Source organism: Nocardia flavorosea (assembly GCF_015477805.1).
Lineage (GTDB): Bacteria > Actinomycetota > Actinomycetes > Mycobacteriales > Mycobacteriaceae > Nocardia > Nocardia flavorosea_A.
On the sequence record NZ_JADLQL010000002.1, the window covers coordinates 286,344 to 310,308 of the forward strand.

Consider the following 23,965-nt stretch of genomic DNA (forward strand, 5'->3'; position numbering starts at 1 on the left):
GGAGCCGGAAATCATTGTCGCGGTAGGTGTTCGGTGGGTCGTTACGATGGTGCAGCCGACCGCCGGAATCGCGATAGTAGGAATCGTCGCCGGGTGTTTCGCCCGGTCGCGCGGCCCCGGGTTCCGTATCCGGCCGACCGTCGACCCCATCGTGCTCCGGCCGGTCGCGCTCGGAATCCGCCCCCGACTCCGGCGTGAGCGCATCCGGGTCCCCGCTGTCGTCCCCGCGCGTAGGCGTCCCGCGATCGTCCCGGCCGCCGCCCGCCTCGGCCTCCTCCGAGGCGAGCTGCGTTGCCGCGCCCCGGTCTGCGGGCTCGTCCTCTTCCCGGCCGGACGACTCACCCTCACCCCGGCCCGACGACTCACCCTCACCCCGGCCCGATGACTCACCCTCACCCCGGCCCGACGACTCACCCTCACCCCGGCCCGACGACTCACCCTCACCCCGGCCCGACGACTCACCCTCACCCCGATCCGACGACTCACCCTCACCCCGGCTCGAATCGGTGCCGTCGTCCGGCATTGTCCGTTCGTCGTCGCGCGGCCGATCCGAGACCCGTGTTTTCGGTGGGCGGCGCGCCTCGTCCCAGCGGTCGTCGGCGGTGGCGCGATGTTGTTCGGCGCTACGATCGGCCGCGTTCGCTCGCTCACGGAGGATATCGCCGAGGCCGGCCGGCCCCTCCTCGTCGAATCTGTCCGCGGACAAGCGCAGGACCTGTCCGCGCCGACGGTCCAACAGCGATTGCAGATCGGCGGCCTCGGCGGCCCGCCGTGCGGCGTACTGGTCCTCGGTTTCCCGGCGGCCCTGCCGGTTGGCCCGATAATCGTCCTGGTTGTGCCGCAGGTACTCCTCGACCGACGGCCGGATTCGCGCGTCGTGCCCGGAGGGCGGAACCACTCGCCCGGCACCGTCCAGGATCGTTGCCGACACCTTGCGGACCTCCGCCGGTGCATCCGGCGGGTAGCCACGGGTGGGCGGCGTCCCGGTCGGGTCCGAGACCATGATCCGGTATTCGCCGGTGAACCGATCGGCCACCACCCGCATCGAGTAGGCGTGCGATCCCACCCCGTGTTCGTCGACCGGCCCGGCATAGGTGTCGATCACCAATGCCCGCGGTCCCTTGCCCGCAGCCACCAGTTCCGCCGGCATTCGAGCAGCCTGCCGTATCAGTTCGTCGGCGACGGCCTGGTGCCGCGGCTCGGGCTCACCCTCCTGGTTCTGTTCGGGGGCCGGATAGTCGTAGAGCTTTGCACCGAGCGCGTTCTCGATGTCGGAGCGGTCCATCCCGCGCGGCCCCACCGGGTTTTCCGGCGGGGTGATCCGGGTGTTTCCGGTTTGCTCTCGCAGCTCGCGCAGGGTGAGACGCGCGCATTCGCCGCGGTTTCGCGGTTCGCCGGTCCCTTCGGGCTCGCCGGGATCACGGGGCCGGGTGTCATCGGTGTCATCGGGCGAAGGGCCGAGGTGCCCGGGATCGTCCGGGCTCGGGTCGGGATCGTCGGTGGCGTCCGGCGAACGGTCCGGATTGCTGTCGCCCGGATCGGTGCCGGGCCGGGTATCGCGGCGCGGCCCATGGGATTCCGGGTCACGGGAGCTGCCGCGCGTCCCGGAATCCCGCGACGCCGCGGTATCCCCGCGACCGTCGGCCGGTACCGGCAGCGGCAGCACGTCTTCCGGACCGATCCGGCCGTCACCGACATCGCCGGGCAGCCGGGCTGCGGCCGGCTCCTGCCCACGATCGGCCGACGAAGCATCATTGGCATCATGAGCGGGCACGCCGGTGTGACCCGCGCGGACACCTTCGGTGCCCGGGTACGGCACCCGATCGCCGGCACCCGCACGATCGGCAGCACCCGCACGATCACGATCACCGGCACCCGCACGATCGCTCGTCCGCGCGCGGGATCCGCTGTCGCCGGGGTTCGACGACGAGCGCGAATCGCCCGGGGTCCCGGGCTGTGCCCGGGAATCACCGCCACTGCCGGGAGCCTGGGACGAGCCGGTGGCAGCCGGACTCGAGCCGCCGGGAGTCGTACCCGTAGTGGCGGGCGAGGCGCCCGGGGCAGGTGTAGCGCCGGGCGCCCCCGCCGCCGGCGGCATCGGAGCCGCCGCCACCGGTCCGGCGACCGGCGCGCCGAGAACCGTCCCCGGGACCCCGGTCCGGTCGCCTCCCTCCGCGCGATCCGCGGTCCCGGTAACCCCGTCGCCGGGCGTTCGATCTGCGCTCTGCTGCGCCGCTCCGGTCTGCGTATCTTGTTGCCCGGCCGTACTTTCGGTGTTTCCGGAACGGTCTCGCGAGGAATCCGAACCGGTTTCCGCAACCGGTCCGCCGGGTTCGTCGCTCCCGGAGCGGTCCGCGATCCCGGCACCGGATTCGGAACGGCCGGCAGCGCCGGTCGATCCTCCCGCCCCATCCGATTCCGCGGAATCGTCACCGCGAGATTGCGCGCCGCCACTGTTGTCTACCGAATCCGAGGGTGACGAGCCGGTACCGGAATCCGCGCGTCCCGCACCCTCCCCGCCGGCGGTGCCGGCCGGCGAATCCGAGGAGCTTCCGCGGTCACTACTGCCGTTGCTCGAACTATCACCGGCTGTCGAGTTGTCACCGGCCGGGGAACTACCGGCGGGCGGCAAACTGCGGCTGCTCGACGAATTGTTTTCGCCGGTGACCCCGTTCCCCTCGGGACCGCCCGGGGTCCGCGCCGGGCTGCTGGTCTGCGAACCGTCGCCACTGGAACCGAAACCGGTGCCTGCACCGGAACCGTCTGCGCCACCGGGCGAACCGGCACCGGGCGCGGAACCCACGCGGGGCCCCGATCCGTACACCTCCGCGTTGATCCGGTCCATGAGGGTCCGGTCGCCCCACTTGTTCTGATAGCTTTCGCTGTGCACGCCCCAGCCGAATTCGGCGGACATACCGTGCGAGAAGCCGCGAGCGCCACCGGAAAGCATCCCGTTGGTGGCACCCGACACGATCCCCAGCGGACCGAACTGCTGCGGCAGCGTATCCAGCGTCTGGTCCCATGCCTTGTCGAAGCTGCCGGTCTCCGCCCAGATGGCCACGAACTGGGCCGGGACGGCGGCAGCAGTGCCGGCCAAACCACCGACCAACCCGGCACCGGCTCCGGTGATCAATCCGTCCATCGTCTGCCGCAGTACCCCGCTGCCCTCGCGGGACAGAGCGTTGCCGATCACATCGCCCACCGGCCCCGCAGCAGCACCACCGGCGGCCGAGGCGACGACCGTGACGCCGATCTGCGTCAGATCGAAATCCGGGCGGTGGCCCTGGCTGATCTGCCATCCCTGGATACCGACTTCCTGCAGCGTGCCCAGGATCGTATCGATGGCCATGTGGCGCAGCACGAATTGCATGAACTTGTTCGACGCGATCCGCAGAATCGCCTGCATGACCCGCTGGCTCAGCAGGCGTACGGCGATCCGCGTCGCGGCGACGGCCATGGCCTGCAATGCCGGCGCCGCGGGCCCGCTGGCCAACGCAGCCGCGACCTCGGCCGCCAGCAAGGCCAGCGACGAGAGGTACATCAGCTTGGTGTATTCGATTTCGGTGCCGGTGTTGTACGCCGAATCGCCGAGCTGCCGGAAGTAATCGGCCAATTTCGGCACCGACTGATCGTTCTCGGAACCGTCACCGGAGATGAGGCTGTCGAAGGCCTTGATCATCTCCTCGACGCCGTCACCCTCCGGATAGGCGTACAGCGAGGCACGTTTGGCCTCGATGATGTCGGAGACGATATCGTCGAGTGAATCCCCAGCGCCCCGCCAGTCGCCGCCCAGGGCCCACATCTCGTCTTCGTTGCCTTCGGGCCATTCCACGCCCGCAAGGATTGCGAAATGCTGTGCCCAGCCGGGGATCTCGATCATGGAGGACTGCTCGGATCACCAGCTGGAATCGGTGACCGAGCCGCCGCGTCCGCTACCGTCCGCACCGGCGAGCGGCAGGCCGCTGCCGTCGGGCACATCCCGGATGTGCGCATTGTCCGGCCGCGTGGTCGAGGCCGGGATCACGCCCGGAATTTCCATCTCTTCCATGCCCTCGACGAGATCGGAGAGTTTGGGCAGCCGGGCCTTCTGGGTTTCCAGCGGCGCCATCAGATCGGTGGTCTTCTCGGCGACCTGTTTGCAGGCCCGCTGGGTGGCCTCGATGATCGCTTTCGCCAGGTCGGAATAGTTCAATTCGTCGATATCGTCGGCGAATTTCACATCGACCACCACATTGTCGGCATTCACCGTGACGCGGACCTTCTTCCCGCGCGCTGTGCCGGTGGCGGTGAGTTCGGCACGCTGCTGCTGGATCCGGGCGAGGGTGCGCATCTGCTCCCGCACACCGCCCATGATCGCGGCGAAATCGGCTTTGGCCTGTTCGTTGGTCATCGTCGCGCAGGGCCCGGTCAGCGCAGACCGTCGCGGTTGCCGTCTTCCATATCCTGCAGGTAGTCGGCGCTTTCGACCTGCCCTTCATAGAAGGAGTTCATGGTGCCGGCGACATTTCCCGCGCTGCCGATGAGGTTCGTCTTCCCCGCCCCGTAACCGTCATTGTCCTGCCCGTTGAAGAAGCTGTTTCCGAGCGTATCGTTGCCCCACGGTTCACCACGACTGTTGATGCTGGTGGTGAGGGTATCGATGACGCCGTTCACCCGGTCCCGCACACCGCCCGTGCGTTCCGCGGCAGCCCGGAACGCTTCGTCGTTGTAATCGACCCTATCGGCCATCGCGTCCACTCCTCCCGCGGTGCCGAGCCACCCCGCACCGTTGTACAACTGTCGGAAGCGACGATGGCAGCCAGGAGCGAACCCGGCATGATGCGAGCGTGAACGGCAGCTTTCCCGCCGTTTTCGAACAAGGAATCCGCGCGCACGCAAAAACTTCCGTACGATGGCAGCGGTCATCTCGGGATAACCGTCCGGCGGGCGGGAATTCGATGCGCGTCGACCCACCCGGCCCTATGGTGCTCGGCTCTTCCGCCACCCACGGGCATCCGGCGTCCCGCCGCACACGGACAACTTGCGGCAAGGCATGATCGAGCGATATGCGAGCCCTGATACAGCGTGTGACCTCGGCGCAGGTGCTGGTGGACGGCGAACTGGTCGGCCGGATCGATCCGGTGCCTCAGGGAGTCCCGCACGGATTGCTGGCACTGATCGGGGTCACCCACACCGATACCGCGGATACCGCTCGCGCCATGGCCGAAAAGATCTGGCGGCTGCGGATTCTCGCCGAAGAACGTAGCGCGGCAGATCTGTCCGCCCCGGTGCTCGTGGTCAGTCAGTTCACCCTGTACGCGGATACCCGTAAGGGCCGCAGACCGTCCTGGTCGGCCGCCGCGCCCGGCCCGCTCGCGGAACCTCTCGTAGAAACGGTCGCCGGGACGCTCCGGCAATTGGGCGCCGCGGTCGCCGGTGGCCGCTTCGGCGCGCATATGCAGGTGGAACTCACCAACGACGGACCGGTAACGGTCCTGCTGGAACTCTGATATCGAAGGGAGTTCACCGCGGGCCTCTGCGCAATCGGCCGGCCACGCAGGGGAAGTACGTGCCCCTACTCGGAGCCCGCCGGACGCAGGGTCAGAATCCGCGGACCGTCCTCGGTCACCGCGACCGTATGCTCCCAGTGCGCGGCACGCGAACCGTCGGTGGTCACCACGGTCCAATCGTCATCGAGAACTTTCGTATCCGAGGTTCCCAGGGTGAGCATCGGTTCGATCGCGAGCACCGAGCCCACCACCAGCCGCGGCCCCTTACCCGGCTGTCCCTCGTTCGGCAGGAAGGGATCGAGATGCATTTCGCGGCCGATGCCGTGCCCGCCGTAACCGTCGACGATGCCGTAGGACCGGCCGTGCTCGGTTTCCGCGGCCCGTGTTCCCAGCTCGATCGCATGGGAGACATCGGTGAGCCGGTTGTCCGGCACCATGGCCGCTATTCCCGCCACCATCGATTTCTCGGTGGCTTCGCTGAGCATCCGGTCGGCCTCGGATACATCGCCGACACCGAACGTCCAGGCCGAATCGCCGTGCCAGCCGTCCAAGATCGCACCGCAATCGATGGACACCAGATCGCCCGGCGCCAGTACTTCGGCATCGGTCGGGATACCGTGCACCACGCGGTCGTTCACCGAAGCGCAGATCGAGGCCGGGAAACCGTGGTAGCCCTTGAACGACGGGACCGCACCGGCGTCCCGGATCACCTGTTCGGCGACCCGGTCCAGTTCGAGCGTGGAAACCCCGGGGGCGGCGGCGGCACGGACCGCCACCAGCGCACGGCCGACGATCGCGCCGGCCGCCGCCATGGCGTCGAGCTCCCCGGCCGTGCGGAACGGTACGACCTTCTTGTTCTTACGTCCGAAGACCACGGTTCTCCCTCGTCGAAGAATCGGCTCCGGACCCGGAACCCGAGCTAACCGGTTGTGGCATTACGGCCCAGTGCCTCCAAGGCCCGCGCGTTCACCTCGTCGACCTCGCCGATACCGTCCACCGAGACGACCAGACCGTCGTAGTAGTTCAACAGCGGTTCGGTCTCCTCGCGGTAGACGCGCAGCCGGGTCCGGATGGTTTCCTCGTTGTCGTCGGAGCGTCCACGCGAAAGCATCCGCTCGACCACGGTGTCCTCCGACACCACGAAGCACAGCACCGCGTCGAGCTGATTACCCAGTTCGTCGAGGATCTTCGCCAGCGCGTCGGCCTGGTCCACCGTGCGCGGGTATCCATCGAGGACGAAACCGCGGGCGGCATCGGGTTCGGCGACCCGGGACCGCACCATCCGATTGGTCACATCGCTGGGCACCAGCTCACCGGCGTCCATATAGCGCTGGGCCTCGAGCCCCAGCGGCGTCTGCTCGCTGATATTCGCGCGGAAGAGGTCCCCGGTGGAGATATGCGGTACGCCCAGCTTTTCCGATAGCAGCACGGCTTGAGTGCCCTTGCCCGCTCCCGGCGGCCCGAGTAGTACAACTCTCACTTGAGGAACCCTTCGTAATTGCGATTCATGAGTTGGCTTTCGATCTGCTTCACGGTGTCCAGTCCGACACTGACGATGATCAGTACCGCAGCACCGCCGAACACCATGCTCTGCGCGCCGCCGGTGGAGCCGAGGAACACACTCGGCAGTACAGCCACCGCACCGAGGTAGATCGAGCCGGGGAGGGTGATCCGGCTCAGTACATAGCTGAGATGATCAGCGGTCGGTTGACCGGGCCGGTAGCCCGGGATGAAACCGCCGAACTTCTTCATCTCGTCGGCCCGTTCCTCCGGGTTGAAGGTAATGGCCACATAGAAGTAGGTGAAGAACACGATCAGCCCGAAGTAGATCGCGATGTACACCGGGTTGGTGGGATCCACCAGGTAGGTCTGGATCATCTCCTGCCACCAGCTGGGATCGGTGTCGTTCGTGGACCCGACCAGCTGTACGACCAGATTCGGCAGATAGAGCAAAGACGACGCGAAGATCACCGGGATCACGCCGGCCTGGTTGACCTTCAGCGGCAGGTAGGTCGAGGAGCCGCCGTACATCTTACGGCCGACCACGCGCTTGGCGTACTGCACCGGAATCCGGCGCTGCCCCTGCTCGACGAAGACCACCGCGATGATCACCGCCAGGGCCGCCGCGCACACCACGCCGAAGAGCAGACCGCCACGACTGTCCAGGATGTTCTTGCCCTCGGAGGGAATCCGGGCCGCGATACCGGCGAAGATCAGCAGCGACATACCGTTGCCGACCCCGCGTTCGGTGATCTGCTCACCGAACCACATCACCAGGGCGGCGCCCGCTGTCATCACCAAAACGATGGTGATCATGCCGAAAATACTCGTATCGGCGAGAATATCCTGCTGGCAGCCCTGCAGTAGCTGTCCACGCGCGGCCAGCGCGACCAGGCCCGTTGCCTGCAGAATCGCCAAGGCGATCGACAGGTACCGGGTGTACTGCGTCATCTTGGTCTGGCCGGCCTGGCCTTCCTTCTTCAGCTCTTCGAACCGCGGGATGACAACGGTGAGCAGCTGAACGATGATGCTCGCGGTGATGTAGGGCATGATGCCGATCGCGAACACCGAGAGCTGCAGTAGCGCACCACCGGAGAACAGGTTGATCAGCTGGTAGATCCCGGCGGAATCACCACCGGAGACCAGGTCGATACATTCCTGGACCGCCCCGTAGTCGACGCCCGGCGAGGGCAGCGCGGCACCGGCGCGGTACAGCGCTACCAGCCCCAGCGTGAAGAGAATCTTCCGCCGCAAGTCCGAGGTCCGGAAGGCCGTAACGAAGGCGGAAAGCACAGATCCTCCTGGCGAACGACATGGTCAGGCCATGGAAATTTCAGCGTGTCCCGACTCGGAAATCGCCGAACCCATGACGGGTTTTGGCAGAACCACTTGAACTCTAACAGTGACGCCGGACGAGCCTGCACTCGTCCGGCGCCGCTGTCGTCTATGGGCGAACGTCAGCCCAGTTCGGTGGCGGTACCACCGGCGGCGGCGATCTTCTCCTTGGCAGAGCCGGAGAACTTGTCCGCACTGACCTGCACGGCGACGGAGATCTCTCCCTCGCCGAGCACCTTCACCAGCTGGTTCTTGCGCACCGCGCCCTTGGCGACCAGCTCGTCCTTGCCGATGGTGCCGCCCTCGGGGAACAGCTCGGCAATGGTGCCCACATTCACAACCTGGTACTCCACCCGGAACGGGTTGGTGAAGCCCTTCAGCTTCGGCAGGCGCATATGGATGGGCATCTGGCCGCCCTCGAACGCGGCAGGCACGTTCTTGCGGGCCTTGGTGCCCTTGGTGCCGCGGCCGGCGGTCTTACCCTTGGAGCCTTCACCGCGACCCACGCGGGTCTTATCGGTTTTGGCGCCGGGGGCCGGGCGCAGATGATGCAGTTTGATGGTCATGTCAGACCTCCTCAACAGTTACGAGGTGGCGCACGACATTGATCAGACCACGGTTCTGCGGGTTGTCCTCCCGGATCACCGACTTACGGATCCCCCGCAGACCGAGGGTCCGCAGGCTGTCCCGCTGATTCTGCTTGGCGCCGATCGAGCTCTTGATCTGGGTCACCTTGAGATCTGCCATATCAGACTCCTTGTCCGGCACGGGCACGCAGCATGCCCGCGGGAGCGACGTCCTCGATCGGCAGACCGCGGCGTGCCGCGACCTCTTCCGGCCGCTGCAGCATCTTGAGTGCGGCGACGGTCGCGTGGACGACGTTGATCGCATTGTCGCTACCGAGCGACTTGGCCAGGATGTCGTGGATGCCCGCGCACTCCAGCACGGCACGCGCGGCGCCACCGGCGATCACACCGGTACCCGGGGTGGCCGGGCGCAGCATGACCACACCGGCCGCCGCTTCGCCCTGCACCGGGTGGGTGATGGTGGAGCCGATCATCGGGACGCGGAAGAAGCCCTTACGCGCTTCCTCGACGCCCTTCTGGATGGCCGCGGGAACTTCCTTGGCCTTGCCGTAGCCGACACCGACCAGGCCGTTGCCGTCACCCACGATGACCAGGGCGGTGAAGCTGAAGCGCCGACCACCCTTGACGACCTTGGAGACACGGTTGATCGCTACGACGCGCTCGAGCTGATTCTTCTCGGCCGCGTCGTTGCGACGATCACCGCGGCGGTCGCCGCCGCCCCTGCGATCGCCGCGGCCGCCCTCGGGGGCGTTGGGGTTCTGTCCGGCGGGTCCGTTTCCGCCGTCACGCCGTTGACGTCCCGGCATCAGACGTTCCTTCCGTTCACGCTGGTATGTGCAGTGGTGTTGATCATCAGAACTTCAGCCCGCCTTCCCGAGCGGCGTCGGCGAGCGCCGCGATCCGGCCGTGGTAGTCGTGACCACCGCGGTCGAACACCACGGCCTCCACACCGGCGGCCTTGGCACGTTCGGCGATCAGTTCGCCGACCTTCTTGCCCTTGGCGGTCTTGTCGCCGTCCAGCGCCCGCACATCGGCTTCGATGGTCGAGGCCGATGCCAGGGTGTGGCCCGCGGAATCGTCGATGAGCTGCACATGCAGATGCCGCGAGGAGCGGTGCACGATCAGCCGCGGCCGAACGCTGGTGCCCTCGATCTTCTTGCGCAGGCGGAAATGACGCCGCGTCTTGGACAGCCGACGGCGGGTCGAAGCATCCTTGCCCAGCGGAATCCGCTTGGCCTTCTGGTTCTCGGTTTGCGCCATGATCACTTACCCGTCTTTCCGACCTTGCGGCGAACGACCTCACCGGCGTAGCGGATGCCCTTGCCCTTGTAGGGGTCGGGTTTGCGCAGGCCGTGGATAACCGCCGAAATCTGGCCGACCTTCTGCTTGTCGATCCCGGATACGGAGAATTTGGTGGGCGATTCCACCGCGAAGGTGATGCCCTCGGGCGCCTCGATCGGCACCGGATGGCTGTAACCGAGGGCGAACTCGAGGTTGCTGCCCTTCTGCTGCACGCGGTAGCCGACGCCGAAGATTTCCATCTTCTTCTCGTACCCCTTGGTGACACCGGTGACCATGTTGTCGACCAGCGTCCGGGTCAGGCCGTGCAGCGAACGGTTGCGGCGTTCGTCGTCCGGGCGGGAGAAGACCAGGCGGCCGTCCTCCTGCGTGACGGTGATCGGCTCGGCGACGGTCAGCGAGAGCTGACCCTTCGGGCCTTTCACGGCGATATCCTGGCCGTTGATGGTCACCTCGACACCCGAGGGGATCACGACGGGATCTTTGCCGATACGCGACATGTCCGTACCTCCCTTACCAGACGTAGGCGAGGACTTCCCCGCCTACTCCCTGCTGAGCCGCCTGACGGTCGGTGAGCAGGCCGGTCGACGTGGAGATGATCGCCACGCCGAGGCCGCCCAGGACCTTGGGCAGGTTGGTGGACTTCGCGTACACGCGCAGACCCGGCTTCGAAACCCGGCGCAGACCCTGGAGGCTGCGCTCCCGGCTGGGGCCGTACTTGAGGTCGACGACGAGGGCCTTGCCCACGGTTGCGTCCTCGGTGCGGTAATCGGCGATATAGCCCTCACGCTTCAGGATCTCGGCGATATTCGCCTTGAGCTTCGAATGCGGGGCCTTCACCTGATCGTGGTACGCCGAATTGGCGTTGCGCAGACGTGTCAGGAAGTCTGCGATCGGATCGGTCATGGTCATAGTTCGACCTCGACACCTTTCTCGCTGCGGTTCCCATACAACACCCGCGCCACGCGGGCGCCGGCCGTGGGCCTACAGCAATTCGGCTGGTCCGGACGGCAGTCACCGCCGGATGAGTTCGTATCGCCCGGGGGCCCACGCGGGGCCGCCCACGGACACAGATGTGCCCTGGCAACCGGTCTAGTGTAGGAGCTGGCTCGTTTACGACAAAATCAGCCCCCCGGAATACCGCCGTGACCAGGTACTCTGGCCGTTATATGACAGAGAAGGGGAACTTCGAGGAGCGGCTCACCGCCCTCGAAGATGAGGTGGGAGATCTCGAGCATCGGCTGCAGCGCAGCGAGAAGGATGCTGCTGCCGCGCGGATCCTGGCCGGAGGGGCGGACCGCGATACCTCGGAACTGCGGATCGAATTACGCGAGTCCCGCGAACAGAACATGCGTGTGCACAACGCGACCAGGTCCGATATCGCCGATCTCCGGGGGGACATCATCGAGATCCGGGGCAATATCACCGGGATCCGGGGCGAAATCGGGCAGCTGAACAACAGAGTCGACACCCTGACTCTCGAGATGCGCAGCAAGTTCGACATGCTGGCCGCCGGGCAACAGCAGATCGCGAACCTGATCACGCTCGCATCGACGGCAAAAGCAGCGAACAGTAGCCTGGCCGCCGCTGCGCCCTGCTGATCACCACGGTCAGCGACGACCCGGCCGAGCTGTGTCCTCGAAGTACGGTGCCCGACAACCGTGACCGCCGTGTCGACCGTGCTCGATATTGCGGGTAGCCGATCGATGGCGGATCCAGGTCCGCCAGGCTGTAAGCGGTGCAGACCGAAAACGTCGCGTTCGACAGGCCGGTTTCGTTCGGCGAGTACCGCTCGCGGTCACCGGACCGAAGCGGGCCCCGGAAGCCAGTGGCTCCGGGGCCCGCTTCGCTCGGGTTCGAACGAGCTCACAAAGAACTCTTGTGCACCTCGGGCAGTTCGTCGAACTGGCCGGTTTCCGGATTGCCCGGCTCCACGGGTTCGTCCGCAGCGGCGCGCAGTTCCATGTCGAGACCCTCGATATCGTGCTCATTCACCCGCACCTGCGCGCTGGCCGGTGCGTAGCCGGTGGCGACCACGGTGTAGCTGCCTTCGGCGAGATTGCCGAAGGCATAGGAGCCATCGGCGTCCGTGGTCCGGCTCTCGATCACATTGCCCAGCGAATCGGTCAGCGTCACCAGCGCACCGGCCAGCGGACGCCCGCCACCGGCGACCACGCCCGCGACCCGCACGCCGGGCCGCAGCAATACCTCCACGCGAGCGGTGTCGCGCCCGGTGACCTGCGCCGATACGGCGGTCGGATGGTAACCGAACGCGCTCACCGCGATGGTGAATTCACCTTCCGGCAAGCCGGTGAGCTCGAACCGCCCGCTGTGATCGGATTCGCCGGCGGCCATGACCTCACCGCGCAGGTCCAGAGCGGTGATCATCGCCGCGGATACCGGTGTGCCGTCGCCGATGCGCAGGACCGTGCCTTCGAGACCGGTCAGCGCGCTGAGCGTGACGTCGTAGGACACCGGGTTGCTCCCGAGCACAGCGGTCGAGGCGTCCGGCCGCCGTCCTTCGGCCGAGGCGATCAGCACATATGATCCCGGCGCCGGAGCGGCCAGTTCGTAGAACCCGTCCGGCCCCGACCGGGCCCGGCCCAGTTGCTGCCCGGCCGGCGAGATCAAGGTGAGGGTCGCGCCGGCGACGGCACCGCCGCGGGTATCGGATACCCGCCCGAACAGCACCGATCCGCCAACCGACGGCTGCGGGGCAGGTGCGGTCGCACCGTTGCGTTGCGCCGGAGCGACGGCCGGGGTCTCGGGTGCGGCATGCCGCGGCCCCGGGGCGGTGGCGGCGTCTCCGGTGACCGGCATCGCGGCCGCGGCGTCGTCGATCACCTGTTCGGCTTCCACCGACAGTCCCGCGGGTGCGGCCGGAACCGCTTCGGCCACCGCATGCGCCTCGGTTTTCGCCTCGTCCGGCCGGGCACCCGCGAGCGCCGCGGCGGCGGCGCGCTTGGCCGTCGGGATGGTCAGTGCGACCAGTGCGGCCGCCACGGCGACACCGCAGCCGATCAGGATGCCGGTCCGGAAACCGTTCTCGGTCGGGACACTGGTTCCACCGGCGAAGCTGACGCTCATCTGCGCCAGGACCGCGCCGATGGCGGCGGAGGCCACCGAGGTGCCGATCGAACGCATCAAGGTGTTGAAGCTGTTGGCTGCCGAGGTTTCGGTGATCGGCACCGAGCTCATGATCAACGCGGGCATAGCGCCGTAGGCGAAGCCGACACCGAGGCTGATGATGATGGCGCCCAGCATCAGACCCCAAGGCTCGCCCATCATCAATACCGAAGCGCCGTAGCCGAGGGCGATGATGACCGAGCCGACGATCAGCGTGATCTTGGGACCGGCGAACGCGGACAGCTTCGCACTCAGCGGTGAGGTGAGCATCATGGTCAGACCGCCGGGCGCCATCCACAGACCCATCGCGACCATCGACTGGCCCAGACCGTAGCCGGTGGCCTCGGGCAGCTGCAGCAGCTGCGGGAAGATCAGCGCCTGCGCGAACATCGACATACCGATGACGATCGAGGCGAGGTTGGTCAGCAGAACCCGGGGTCGGGCGGTGACCCGCAGATCGACCAGCGGATCACGCGACCGCAGTTCCCACAGGCCCCAGAGCAGCAGTACCACCACCGCGGCGACGAACAGCGAGATCGTGGTGACACTGGTCCAGCCCCAGTCCGCGCCCTTGGAGACGGCGAGCAGCAGGCAGACCAGTGCGGCGCCGAGACCGAGGGCGCCCAGCGCATCGAAGCGGCCGCGGTCGGCACGCGGCGGAGTCACCGGGATCACCAGGAAGATCAGCAGACCCGCGATGGCGGCGAGTGCGGCAGTACCCCAGAACAGGTACTGCCAGCTGCTGTATTCGACGACCGCCGCGGCCAGGGGCATACCGAACGCACCGCCGACACCGAGGGAGGAGCTGATCAGCGCGATCCCGGAGCCGAGTTTCGCCGGGGGCAGCAGATCGCGCAGCGCGGCGATACCGACCGGGATCAGGCCCACGGCCATCCCCTGCAGGGCGCGGCCGACGAGCATCGGCCACAGCGACGTGGACAGGGCGCACACTATCGACCCGACGATGAGCGGCACCACCGAACCCACCAGGACCAGGCGTTTGCCGTAGAGGTCCCCCAGGCGGCCGGCGACCGGCGTGGTCACCGCGCTGGCCAGCAGGCTCGCGGTCACCACCCAGGCGGCATTCGAGGGGTCGGTGCTCAGTATCTCCGGTAATTGCCCGAGCAGCGGCATCACCAGGGTCTGCGTCAGTGACGCCACGATCCCAGCGAAGGCGAGCACCGCAAGCACCGCCCCGGGGCGGACAGCGGGTTCGGTTTTGGTCACGAGCTTGCTCCTCGCAAGAAAAGTTCAGTCGATGTGCATAATACACATAACATGCATGATGCAATCTAACCAATTCGACGCCCCACATTCCCCGGCGCGCCGGGCAACACCCGAGCCGGACGTCGCAGCCACCGACCACCGAGGCCGGAAAAGGCTCGGATACTGCACTATTGGAGGCGATGCCGTACACACTCGCCGATATCCTGCCGTCCGTCGCCGCGTCGTTCGGACTGGATGTTCCCAACCCGCTGGCGCTCGCACCGAACCGTGATGTCGTAGTGCTGCTGATCGACGGACTGGGCGCCGAACTGCTCACTCGGCACCGGACGATCGCGCCGACGCTGTCCTCGCACGTCACCACCACGCTCACCGCCGGTTTCCCGGCCACCACCGCGGTCAGCCTGACCAGCCTCGCCGTGGGCGCTCCCTGCGCGACGCACGGCATCATCGGCTACAGCTTCGCCGTGCCCGGTACCGACGGCCCGCGAGTGTTCAACTCTCTGCGCTGGCGCTTCGATTCCGCAACCGGCGACGATGCTCGCGCCGCTTTCCCACCGGAAACCGCGCAGCCCGGATCGAGCCGTCTACAAGATCTCGCCGCGCACGGAGTGGGTATCCATTACGTCGTGCCGGAGTATCAGATCCGTTCCGGGCTGACCCGCGCCGCTTTCCGCGCGCCGGGCACCCTGCATCCGGCCGCAACCCTCGCCGAGGTGCGCGCCGGCATACTCGCAGTGGCCACACATCCGGGCCGCGCGGCACGATTCGCCTACGCTTATTTCCCCGAACTGGACAGCAACGGCCATCTGCACGGCCCCGAATCCCCGCAGGCGCTGGAAGTCCTGCGCGATATAGATGCCTTCGTGGCCGACCTGCTCACCGACCTGCCCGATACCTGCACGCTGCTGATCACCGGCGATCACGGCATGATCCATGCCGATACCTTCATCGATCTGGATTCCCGGCCGGGATTGCACGACGGGGTGCGGTTGATCGCGGGCGAGGCGCGGGTACGCCATATCTACCTCCGCGATCCGGGCGCATCGGCCGGCGCGTTCGACCGGTGGACCGGCGAACTGGCCGGCCACGCCCGTGTGGTCACGCGCGAGCAGGCACTGGACGAACACTGGTTCGGCCGCACACCGCCCGGCCCGGTGATCGAGCACCGCATCGGGGACCTACTGGCGGTGGCCGAGGGCAGTACCGTCCTGGTCCGGCCGGAATCCGAGCCACTGGAGTCGGCGATGGCCGGTCATCACGGCGCCTGGACACCCGACGAACAATTGGTACCACTCATATCCTCATAGGCACCGGCCGGATCATTCAGCGCACGAACCACATACCTTGACCTCAACCATAATTCAGGTTTTACCGTCGGGTCATGCGCACCGAAACAATCCCGGAAACCGACCCCACCGAACCGGCCCTGCACCAGGTGATGCCCGACCTCTGGGAGACCCGCGAGTTCGTGGTCCCCGGCGGGCCGCGAACACACGCTTACCTGTGGACCCCGCCCGCCGGACAGAACATCCTCTTCTACTCCCCCGGCAACGACCAGGACTTCGACCGGCTCGACCGGCTCGGCGGAGTCGCCCGCCAGTATCTGAGCCACCAGGACGAAGCCGGCCCGATGCTGCGCGCCGTGGCCGGGCGTTTCGGCAGCCGTCTGTATGCCCCGGCCGCCGAAGCCGCCGAAATCGGAGCCCACACACCGATCGATATCGCGGTATCGGAACGGGGCATCGACGACGCGGGCGTGGAAGCGATTCCCACACCGGGCCATTCGCCGGGCAGCACCTGCTATGTGGTTTCCGGCCACGACGGCCGCCGCTATCTGTTCACCGGCGATACCCTGCTGCGCTACCCCGACGGGTGGCGGATGGGATACATCCCGGGGTACAGCGATAAGGACGGCCTGCTCGCCGCCTTGGACATCCTCGAAACCGTCCAGCCGGACCTGGTGGTGTCCAGCGCTTTCGTCGCCGGCACATCGGGTTACCACCACGTGGACCGCGACGCCTGGCAATCCCACCTCGACGAGGCCCGGGCGGCGCTCGCCTGACGCCGCAGGCACCGCTCGGCCCACCCGGACCGAGCGGTGCCACCATTCACCGCGTCACGGGATGACGGTTACTCCGACACCCGGCGGCGCGCCCACCGGCCGATCGATGATCACCGACAGCGTCGAGCCCGGGGTACGAGCGGCCCGACCGGCGTATTCGGCCAGGTTCTCCCCGAGACGCTGTTTCGCCTCCGGCGTGAAGTTGGGCGGCAGCGCGCCCAGGGCCGGGCCCAGATTCAGCGCGTCGATCATGCGCGCCTCCACATCGGTGAAGTTCACCGTGACCGTGCCGGGTGCCTGTTCCGTCGTCACCGCCGCGGCGGTACCGGCACCGAAGAACAGACAGCCGATCGGCACGGCTAGGGCGATCAGTGGGGTAAGGGTTCTCACGGAAGATATCTCCTGATTGGTTGTGCAAAGCGTTGTTGCACTGCTGGATTCGAGTAGACGGCGTTACGCCGGCCCGAATAGGGCACCCGGGACGCTTTCGGTAGAACACGAAGCAATGGCCACCCCTTCTCATCGGCAATTACCTCCGCCACCACGAATACGCGCCGAGCGAAAGCTGCGCCCCCGCACCCGTTTCCCGGCGGCCACGCGGGCGCGCTCGACGCCGAGTGGCCCAGGGCATACGGGGGGATGGCCGCAGGCGCTGCGCTCCCACCCGGTCCGTCAGCGCCGGCAGACGCAGAGACGCAGCAGCAACTCCGCGCCCGCGGTTCCGCCCGCAGTTCGACCGGCAGTGCGGGGCCGGACGTGCCATCGGCGGGAACACGCACTCGCGATCAGCAGTCCGGCGACCAACAGGGCTGTGTACCAGAGATAACCCGCCCGCGGGCGAACACCGGGGACGCGGAGGCAATGATAAGGACAGTGCACGGCCTCGCCGCCCGGATCCGCAGTCTCCGAGCCTGCGGGACCGGCCGATTCCTGGACGGCGATTATCGAGTGGACGAACGAAAGCTCTTCGGAAGAAGGCTGTTCCAGGCTCGGGCCGTGCTGGATTCCGAGCGTCAGGATTACGGCGGCGAATACCAGACCGACAACCCGCACCACGATCGGCGGCTGCCCGATATGCCTCACAACCGCCGATACTAGGGGTCGGTTTCCACACCGGGACAACCGGGACATTTCCGGCACTGGGAACGATCCGGGCGCCACCGTGACAGTTACCGGGCAGCGACCGCCCGCGGACCACACAGCCCCGGATCCGGCGGCGCACGAGGCCGGTTTATTTGCGGTGCGATAGGACCACCGGCCTCCCTGGAGGGCACGGTCCGAACCGGGTACCGCGGGGGCGAAACCCGGTGTCGCGGTCGACGGAGCGACGGCGGTCGCGGTTGTGCCGACAGCATCGGGCAACAACCGGTCACCGGCGCTTGCCCGCGAGACATGCCGGCCTCCGGAACGAGGTCGTGCTCGACAGTTCACCACACCTCATAGACATACATACGGCATGTATGTAACTATCGATGTGGAACCGACCTGGGAGGAAATATGTCGAACACCAACGAACTCGGTCGCACCGATATCGCCCACCTACCCACCGCGGCGATCCGATACAGCGATACCGGCAGCGGGCCACCGATCGTGTTCGTCCACGGACTACTCGTCAACTCCGGCCTGTGGCGGCATATCGTCGCCCCGGTCGCGGCAGCCGGGTACCGCTGTCTCGTCCCGGACTGGCCGCTCGGATCCCATTCGATCCCGGTACCGGACGCGGACCTCACCCCCACCGGTGTCGCCGGGCTCATCGCAGATTTCCTGGACCATCTCGACCTGCACGATGTCACGATCGTCGCCAACGACACCGGCGGCGCCATCACCCAGATATTGCTGGCCCACCGCCCGGAACGGATCGGCCGCGTCGTCCTCGCCGCAGTCGATTCCTACGACAGTTTCCTGCCGCAGCCGTTCACCCTGCTCCCCCAGCTGGCCCGAGTACCTGGGGCGGTCCGGCTCATGACCGAACTGCTGCGCGTCCGTTTCCTGCAACGCCTGCCGATCGCACTCGGCTGGTTGAGCAAACGGCCGATTCCGCCCGGGATCGTCGATTCCTATCTGCGGCCCAGCCGCGAATCGGCCGCCATCCGCGCCGACCTGCGCCGCTTCCTGCGGCACGCGCAGCGCCGTTACACCCTCGACGCCGCCACCCGGTTCGACTCCGTAACCGTGCCGGTACTCGTGGTCTGGGCCCGCGAGGACCGATTGTTCCCGGTCCGCTACGCCCACCGCCTCGTCCGCGACCTACCCGGGGCCACCCTCGATTCGATCGACGATTCCTACACGCTGATCCCGGAGGACCAGCCCGAGTTGCTCGCCGGACGAATTCTGGAGTTCACTCGGCTGCATGCCACGCCGTAGCCAGGAGGACCGCTCCCGCACCACCCGCGCCGCGCTCGAACACGCAGGCCGCCGCCTGTTCACCGAGCGCGGTTTCGCGGGCACCTCCGCGGAACAGCTGGTGACCGCCGCCGGTGTAACCCGCGGCGCACTGCACCACCACTACGGCGATAAACGCGGCCTGTTCCTGGCGGTACTGGAACAGCTGGAAACCGAGATCACCACCGAGATCGAGAGCGCACTGCGCGCCGCCCCCGCCGCGGACATCCTCACCGCCATGGCCGCCGGCCTGAACACCTTCCTGGAGATCTGCCAGCGCCCGGAGATGCTCCGCATCGCCCTGTTCGACGCCCCCGCGGTCCTCGGCTGGCAAGCCTGGCGCGAACTCGAAGCCCGCCACGGCCTGGGCCTCATCACCGCCGAACTGGAACGCGCCCGTGACGCCGGCCTGATCACCGCCACCGCCGTCCCCACCCTCGCGCAACTCATCCTGAGCGCCGTCTCCGAAGCCGGCCTGATCGTCGCCCACGCCGAGGACAAGGACACCGCCCGCCGCCAGACCCAGGAATCGCTGCTACTTCTCGTCAGTGGTTTACTCCGCACCTGACCGGCCCGGGCACGGCTCAGTGATCAGGAAAACCCGTTGCCCACGGCCCGGCGAAGCACGCAGGGCGTGCCTCATGCCGGACTTCGCCGATTTCGATCGACGCCGTTATCGCGCCGTCGACGTCGCCACGGGATACGACGGCTGGGCCCCCACCTACGAGCAGTCCGTCCTCGACGATATGGATCGGGCTCTGCTGAGTCGTCTGAACCGGCCACGTTGGCACCAGGTCCGCCGCGCAGCGGATCTGGGCTGCGGTAGCGACCAGGTAGCCGCGGGTGCCGGGGCCGGTTGGCAGCTCGCCGAACTGACCGAATCCGCGATCGATGACATCTGGATAGCCGCGAAGCCCAGATGGGCACACCTGCGCGGCCATCCGTTCACCATGGCGGCGGTATGGGTATGAGGCCGAAGAGCCTCGCCGCATATGGCGAGGCGGCCGATGGCCCGCAAGCGCGAAAAGGACCCGAGCCGTAGCTCGGGTCCTTTTCAGTGGTGTGGGATCCCGGGCGAACAGTGCCGCCCGGGATCAGCTCACCAGGAGCTCTTGTGCACGCCCGGCAGCTCGCCGCGGTGCGCCATATCGCGCAGGCACACGCGGCACAGGCCGAACTTGCGGTACACCGCATGCGGCCGGCCGCAACGCTGGCAGCGGGTGTAGGCGCGAACAGCGAACTTCGGCTTGCGGTTGGCCTTGTTGACCAGTGCTTTCTTGGCCATGTCTCAGTTCTCCTTGAACGGGAAGCCGAGGTGCTTCAGCAGGGCACGGCCTTCTTCGTTGTTGGTCGCGGTGGTGACAACGGTGATGTCCATACCGCGCGGACGATCGATCTTGTCCACATCGAGCTCGTGGAACATCGACTGCTCGCTCAGACCGAACGTGTAGTTGCCGTTGCCGTCGAACTGCTTGGGCGACAGGCCGCGGAAGTCGCGGATACGGGGCAGGGCGATCGAGACCAGCCGGTCCAGGAACTCCCACATCCGGTCGCCGCGCAGGGTGACCTTCGCGCCGATCGGCATACCCTCACGCAGCTTGAACTGCGCGATCGACTTGGTGGCCTTACGGATCTGCGGCTTCTGGCCGGTGATCAGGGCCAGATCCTCGACCGCGCCGTTGATCAGCTTGGCGTCGCGGGCGGCGTCGCCGACACCCATGTTCACGACGACCTTGACCACGCCCGGGATCTGCATGACGTTGGCGTAGTTGAACTCGTTGTTCAGCGCGTCCTTGATTTCCTCACGGTAGCGCACCTTCAGCCGCGGCTGGATCTTCTCAGTGGTGGTCATATCAGATGTCCTTCCCGTTCTTACGGGAGATCCGAACCCGCTTGCCGGTTTCTTCGTCGGTGCGGTAGCCGATCCGGGTCGGGTTACCGTCGGAGTCGACGACCATCACGTTCGACACGTGGATGGGCGCCTCCTGGGTAACGATGCCGCCCGACGACGCGCCGCGCAGGTTCGCGGAGTTCGCGACATGCTTCTTGATCCGGTTCACGCCCTCGACCAGGACCCGGTTCTCCTTCGGGAAGGCCTGGATGACCTTGCCCTTGGCGCCCTTGTCCTTGCCCGAGACGACGAGCACGGTATCGCCCTTGTGCACCTTCATGTCAGAGCACCTCCGGGGCCAGCGAAACGATCTTCATGAACTTCTTGTCGCGCAGCTCACGGCCGACCGGGCCGAAGATGCGGGTGCCGCGCGGATCGTTGTCCGCCTTGATGAGCACGGCGGCGTTCTCGTCGAAACGGATGTAGGAACCATCCGGACGGCGCCGTTCCTTGCTGGTGCGCACCACGACGGCCTTCACGACGTCACCCCGTTTGACGTTGCCGCCGGGGATCGCGTCTTTCACAGTGGCGACGATGACATCGCCGATACCGGCATAACGGCGCGACGAACCACCGAGAACGCGGATGCAGAGAATCTCCTTGGCACCCGTGTTGTCGGCGACGCGCAGCCGCGACTCCTGCTGAATCACTTCAGCCTCCTCGACCTGGACGTAAAGCACGCCGGATTGCCGACCCGACGGGCATGGTCTGCTACCACCCGAACGCGCGCCTACCAGCGGTTTCGTCTGATCTGATCCGATCAACCACCGGGGGTTCGCGGCCGAATCGCGGGCTCGGGGCCCGCAGGCAACCGGTCAAGGATAGCGAACCTGCAGCTCGGGGGGAAATCGGGGGGTGTGCGGTGAGGGTCGTGTTGCCCGGCGCGACGGCGGGGTGGTGCGCCGGTAGCCTCATGTGGCCGGTTCGCCTAGTGAGGTGCGGGTCCCGCATCGGGGAGAGGGTTGTGTGAGATCAACAGATCGTCGAGTGGTGCTCGATCGCCGTTCGTTCCTGGTGGCGCTGGGGCTGGTGCCCGCGGCCGCGTGGCTGGCCTCCTGTTCCGAGGAGGAGCCGGCCCGGCTGGTCAGCGTGGACATGGACGGGTCCGATCCGGCGGTCCGGCCGCAGGACGATCTGTATCGGCACGTCAACGGTAAATGGTTGCGGGAGTATCAGCTGCCGCCGGACAAGACCTCCTACGGTGCGTTCAGCGAGGCCGCGGAGCGCACTCAGGCGCAGCTGCGGGAGATCATCGAGGGGATCGGCGATCCCGAGCCGGGTAGCGAGGCCCAGCAGATCCGCGATCTGTACGACGCGCGGATGAACCTCGACGAAATCGAACAGCTCGGTTTGACGCCGCTGGATTCCATGTTCGCCGAGATCGATGCCGCGAAGGACAAACCCGCGCTCGCCGAGGTGATGGGGCGGCTGCCGATCGGCGGGCTGATCGGTATCGGGGTGAGTATCGACCGGAAGAATTCCTCGGCCTATATCGCCTCGATCGGCCAGGCCGGGATCGGCCTGAACGAGCAGTACTATCGCGACCCGCAGTTCGCCGAGGAACTCGCCGGCTACCGGAGCTTCCTGGAACGTCTCGCCAAGGCCGCGGGGCTGCCCGATCCCGCCGCGATCGCCGCCCGGCAGGTGGATCTGGAGACCCGGATCGCCGCCGCCCATTGGGACAATGTGCGCAACCGCGATACCGAAGCCACTTACAACCTGATGACCTGGGAGCAGGCCACCGGGCTGGCGCCGGAGTACAACTGGGAGCCCTGGCTGGCCGGGATCACCGACCGCCCTCGCGACCTGTTCGCGAAACTGGTGGTGAATCAGCCGTCGTTCGTCCCCGAGGCCGGGAAGATCTGGGCCGCTACCGATATCGCGGTCTGGCGCGAATACCTCAAACTGTCGGTTCTGCAGACCTACGCCCCGTACCTGCCCAAGGAACTGTCGGACGCCAATTTCGATTTCAACGGCCGGCTCATGTCCGGTTTGCAGCAGCGGCCCGAATTGTGGAAATCCGCGGTCGGCACGGTGAACGGCAATCTCAGCGAACAGCTCGGCAAGCTGTACGTGGAGCGGTATTTCCCGCCGGAGGCCAAAGAGCGGGTGCAGGTCATGGTCGATGATCTGATGGCCGCCTATCGGGACAATTTCACGAATTCGACCTGGATGTCACCGGAGACCCGGCAGGCCTCGATCGAGAAGTTGGAGAAGATCGGCCTCAAACTCGGTTACCCGGACAAGTGGGTGGACTATTCGAAGTTGACGGTCACCCGTGGGAAATTGATCGAATCGCTGCGGGCCATCAACGATTTCGAGGTGAAACGCGCGTTCGATCGGCTCGGCGAGCCGGTGGACAAATCCGAATGGAGTGCCTCACCGCAGACGGTGAACGCCTACTACTCTCCCACCGGGAACGAAATCGTATTCCCCGCCGCTTTCCTGCAGCCGCCGTTCTTCGACAAGGACGCCGTGCCCGCGGTCAACTACGGCGGTGTGGGCGCGGTGATCGGGCACGAGATCGGGCACGGGTTCGACGATCAGGGCTCGAAGTTCGACGGCGACGGTAACCAGCGGGATTGGTGGACCCCGGCCGATCGCGCCGCGTTCGACGCCAAGTCGAAACAGCTGATCGACCAGTACAACGCGCTGGTGCCGGAGGGCCTGGCGCCGGACCAGCATGTGAACGGTGAACTGACCGTCGGTGAGAACCTCGCCGATCTGCGTGGTCTGCAGATCGCACTGGCCGCCTTCCGGCTGGCCGAGGAGCGGGCAGGGGTATCGCCGCCCGACTTCCGCACCATGTTCCTGTCGTATGCCCGGATCTGGCGGTCGAAATCGACACCGGAGGTCACCGAGCGGCTGCTCCATGGGGATACGCACGCCCCGGACGAGTTCCGGGTGAATCAGGTGGTGCGCAATATCGCCGAGTTCTACCGGACGTTCGGCGTGGTCGAAACCGACGCCTTGTTCTTGCCGGAGGACCAGCGGGTCGAGCTGTGAGCTCGCGGGGAGCGACCGCGCTTCCCGATCAGGGCACGAATTGCCCGGGTGCCGGCATCAC

Annotated in this window: 27 protein-coding genes and 1 pseudogene (1 of these 28 running past the window's edge); 9 read left to right on the forward strand and 19 right to left on the reverse strand. The window is 66.8% G+C overall.

What is annotated here, in order from left to right:
- The 3 genes in view from IU448_RS10175 to IU448_RS10185 are tightly spaced (at most 17 nt apart) and all read right to left on the reverse strand, a layout consistent with a single transcriptional unit that may run on beyond the window.
- Window positions 1–3,880 carry the beginning of a hypothetical protein gene (locus tag IU448_RS10175; RefSeq protein WP_195055347.1) on the reverse strand. Its footprint begins 26,447 nt before the window's first position, so the window shows 3,880 of its 30,327 coding nt (coding positions 1–3,880); the start codon lies at window positions 3,878–3,880; the stop codon falls past the left edge of the window.
- 15 nt (window positions 3,881–3,895) lie between these two features.
- Entirely contained in the window at window positions 3,896–4,390 is a 495-nt protein-coding gene (locus tag IU448_RS10180; protein WP_195055348.1) for a YbaB/EbfC family nucleoid-associated protein, read from the reverse strand.
- A gap of 17 nt (window positions 4,391–4,407) precedes the next feature.
- Entirely contained in the window at window positions 4,408–4,728 is a 321-nt protein-coding gene (locus IU448_RS10185; RefSeq protein WP_195055349.1) for a hypothetical protein, read from the reverse strand.
- A 317-nt stretch (window positions 4,729–5,045) separates the two neighbouring features.
- On the opposite strand from IU448_RS10185, the gene dtd reads away from it, so the two are divergent.
- Entirely contained in the window at window positions 5,046–5,489 is a 444-nt protein-coding gene (dtd, locus tag IU448_RS10190) for a D-aminoacyl-tRNA deacylase (protein ID WP_195055350.1), read from the forward strand.
- A 65-nt stretch (window positions 5,490–5,554) separates the two neighbouring features.
- Here dtd and map read toward each other — a convergent pair whose 3' ends face one another.
- The 9 genes from map to rpsH all read right to left on the reverse strand — a co-directional run bounded on the left by map (window position 5,555) and on the right by rpsH (window position 11,122).
- Entirely contained in the window at window positions 5,555–6,364 is an 810-nt protein-coding gene (gene map / locus IU448_RS10195) for a type I methionyl aminopeptidase (RefSeq protein ID WP_195055351.1), read from the reverse strand.
- Window positions 6,365–6,408: 44 nt separating this feature from the next.
- Complete coding sequence (locus IU448_RS10200) at window positions 6,409–6,969, reverse strand: adenylate kinase (protein ID WP_195055352.1); 561 nt, start codon at window positions 6,967–6,969, stop codon at window positions 6,409–6,411.
- Entirely contained in the window at window positions 6,966–8,282 is a 1,317-nt protein-coding gene (gene secY / locus IU448_RS10205) for a preprotein translocase subunit SecY (protein WP_195055353.1), read from the reverse strand. Before secY ends, IU448_RS10200 begins: the two co-directional genes overlap by 4 nt.
- 164 nt (window positions 8,283–8,446) lie before the next feature.
- Window positions 8,447–8,890, reverse strand: coding sequence for a 50S ribosomal protein L15 (gene rplO, locus IU448_RS10210; protein WP_195055354.1), 444 nt, complete (start codon window positions 8,888–8,890; stop codon window positions 8,447–8,449).
- A gap of 1 nt (window position 8,891) precedes the next feature.
- A complete protein-coding gene (gene rpmD / locus IU448_RS10215; protein ID WP_195055355.1) occupies window positions 8,892–9,071 on the reverse strand; it encodes a 50S ribosomal protein L30 in 180 nt (59 codons plus the stop codon).
- A 1-nt stretch (window position 9,072) separates the two neighbouring features.
- Complete coding sequence (rpsE, locus tag IU448_RS10220) at window positions 9,073–9,717, reverse strand: 30S ribosomal protein S5 (protein WP_195055356.1); 645 nt, start codon at window positions 9,715–9,717, stop codon at window positions 9,073–9,075.
- Between the two features lie 46 nt (window positions 9,718–9,763).
- Window positions 9,764–10,171 (reverse strand): 50S ribosomal protein L18, encoded by a 408-nt coding sequence (rplR, locus tag IU448_RS10225; RefSeq protein ID WP_195055357.1) that lies wholly within the window; start codon window positions 10,169–10,171, stop codon window positions 9,764–9,766.
- 2 nt (window positions 10,172–10,173) lie between these two features.
- On the reverse strand, window positions 10,174–10,710 hold the full coding sequence (gene rplF / locus IU448_RS10230) for a 50S ribosomal protein L6 (protein ID WP_195055358.1): 537 nt from the start codon (window positions 10,708–10,710) through the stop codon (window positions 10,174–10,176).
- Between the two features lie 13 nt (window positions 10,711–10,723).
- Window positions 10,724–11,122: a 30S ribosomal protein S8 gene (gene rpsH / locus IU448_RS10235; RefSeq protein WP_062977139.1), complete on the reverse strand. Its 399-nt coding sequence runs from the start codon at window positions 11,120–11,122 to the stop codon at window positions 10,724–10,726.
- Window positions 11,123–11,379: 257 nt separating this feature from the next.
- On the opposite strand from rpsH, the gene IU448_RS10240 reads away from it, so the two are divergent.
- A complete protein-coding gene (locus tag IU448_RS10240; protein ID WP_195055359.1) occupies window positions 11,380–11,811 on the forward strand; it encodes a hypothetical protein in 432 nt (143 codons plus the stop codon).
- A 265-nt stretch (window positions 11,812–12,076) separates the two neighbouring features.
- Here the strand turns inward: IU448_RS10240 and IU448_RS28830 are convergent, their stop codons facing one another.
- Window positions 12,077–13,030 carry an MSCRAMM family protein gene (locus IU448_RS28830; protein WP_228812834.1) on the reverse strand — a complete coding sequence of 318 codons (954 nt, stop codon included), beginning with the start codon at window positions 13,028–13,030 and terminating at the stop codon, window positions 12,077–12,079.
- A 126-nt stretch (window positions 13,031–13,156) separates the two neighbouring features.
- Window positions 13,157–14,563, reverse strand: a pseudogene (locus tag IU448_RS28835) (MFS transporter); the annotation flags it as partial.
- A 179-nt stretch (window positions 14,564–14,742) separates the two neighbouring features.
- Here IU448_RS28835 and IU448_RS10250 point away from each other — a divergent pair.
- Together IU448_RS10250 and IU448_RS10255 are read left to right on the forward strand one after the other, a co-directional pair.
- The gene (locus IU448_RS10250; RefSeq protein ID WP_195055360.1) at window positions 14,743–15,870 is read left to right on the forward strand and encodes an alkaline phosphatase family protein; all 1,128 of its coding nucleotides are present in this window, start codon (window positions 14,743–14,745) and stop codon (window positions 15,868–15,870) included.
- Between the two features lie 119 nt (window positions 15,871–15,989).
- Window positions 15,990–16,625: an MBL fold metallo-hydrolase gene (locus IU448_RS10255; protein WP_195056204.1), complete on the forward strand. Its 636-nt coding sequence runs from the start codon at window positions 15,990–15,992 to the stop codon at window positions 16,623–16,625.
- A gap of 54 nt (window positions 16,626–16,679) precedes the next feature.
- On the opposite strand, the gene IU448_RS10260 is transcribed toward IU448_RS10255, so the two are convergent.
- Window positions 16,680–17,015: a hypothetical protein gene (locus IU448_RS10260; RefSeq protein ID WP_195055361.1), complete on the reverse strand. Its 336-nt coding sequence runs from the start codon at window positions 17,013–17,015 to the stop codon at window positions 16,680–16,682.
- A 471-nt stretch (window positions 17,016–17,486) separates the two neighbouring features.
- On the opposite strand from IU448_RS10260, the gene IU448_RS10265 reads away from it, so the two are divergent.
- The 4 genes from IU448_RS10265 (at window position 17,487) to IU448_RS10280 (ending at window position 19,978) form a co-directional block, all read left to right on the forward strand.
- Window positions 17,487–17,723, forward strand: coding sequence for a hypothetical protein (locus IU448_RS10265; protein WP_195055362.1), 237 nt, complete (start codon window positions 17,487–17,489; stop codon window positions 17,721–17,723).
- A 399-nt stretch (window positions 17,724–18,122) separates the two neighbouring features.
- Window positions 18,123–18,989: an alpha/beta fold hydrolase gene (locus IU448_RS10270; RefSeq protein ID WP_195055363.1), complete on the forward strand. Its 867-nt coding sequence runs from the start codon at window positions 18,123–18,125 to the stop codon at window positions 18,987–18,989.
- A complete protein-coding gene (locus IU448_RS10275; protein WP_195055364.1) occupies window positions 18,976–19,575 on the forward strand; it encodes a TetR/AcrR family transcriptional regulator in 600 nt (199 codons plus the stop codon). Before IU448_RS10270 ends, IU448_RS10275 begins: the two co-directional genes overlap by 14 nt.
- A gap of 73 nt (window positions 19,576–19,648) precedes the next feature.
- The gene (locus IU448_RS10280) at window positions 19,649–19,978 is read left to right on the forward strand and encodes a hypothetical protein (protein ID WP_195055365.1); all 330 of its coding nucleotides are present in this window, start codon (window positions 19,649–19,651) and stop codon (window positions 19,976–19,978) included.
- Window positions 19,979–20,106: 128 nt separating this feature from the next.
- On the opposite strand, the gene IU448_RS10285 is transcribed toward IU448_RS10280, so the two are convergent.
- Genes IU448_RS10285 through rplN form a run of 4 tightly spaced genes read right to left on the reverse strand, consistent with a single transcriptional unit; the run spans window position 20,107 to window position 21,548 of the window.
- Window positions 20,107–20,292 carry a type Z 30S ribosomal protein S14 gene (locus IU448_RS10285; protein ID WP_195055366.1) on the reverse strand — a complete coding sequence of 62 codons (186 nt, stop codon included), beginning with the start codon at window positions 20,290–20,292 and terminating at the stop codon, window positions 20,107–20,109.
- A gap of 3 nt (window positions 20,293–20,295) precedes the next feature.
- On the reverse strand, window positions 20,296–20,859 hold the full coding sequence (rplE, locus tag IU448_RS10290) for a 50S ribosomal protein L5 (protein ID WP_195055367.1): 564 nt from the start codon (window positions 20,857–20,859) through the stop codon (window positions 20,296–20,298).
- Between the two features lies 1 nt (window position 20,860).
- Window positions 20,861–21,178, reverse strand: coding sequence for a 50S ribosomal protein L24 (rplX, locus tag IU448_RS10295; protein ID WP_195055368.1), 318 nt, complete (start codon window positions 21,176–21,178; stop codon window positions 20,861–20,863).
- A 1-nt stretch (window position 21,179) separates the two neighbouring features.
- Window positions 21,180–21,548: a 50S ribosomal protein L14 gene (gene rplN / locus IU448_RS10300; RefSeq protein WP_195055369.1), complete on the reverse strand. Its 369-nt coding sequence runs from the start codon at window positions 21,546–21,548 to the stop codon at window positions 21,180–21,182.
- A 316-nt stretch (window positions 21,549–21,864) separates the two neighbouring features.
- Between rplN and IU448_RS10305 the strand changes: the two genes are divergently transcribed.
- A complete protein-coding gene (locus IU448_RS10305) occupies window positions 21,865–23,904 on the forward strand; it encodes a M13 family metallopeptidase (RefSeq protein ID WP_280456826.1) in 2,040 nt (679 codons plus the stop codon).
- Window positions 23,905–23,965: the final 61 nt, after the last annotated feature.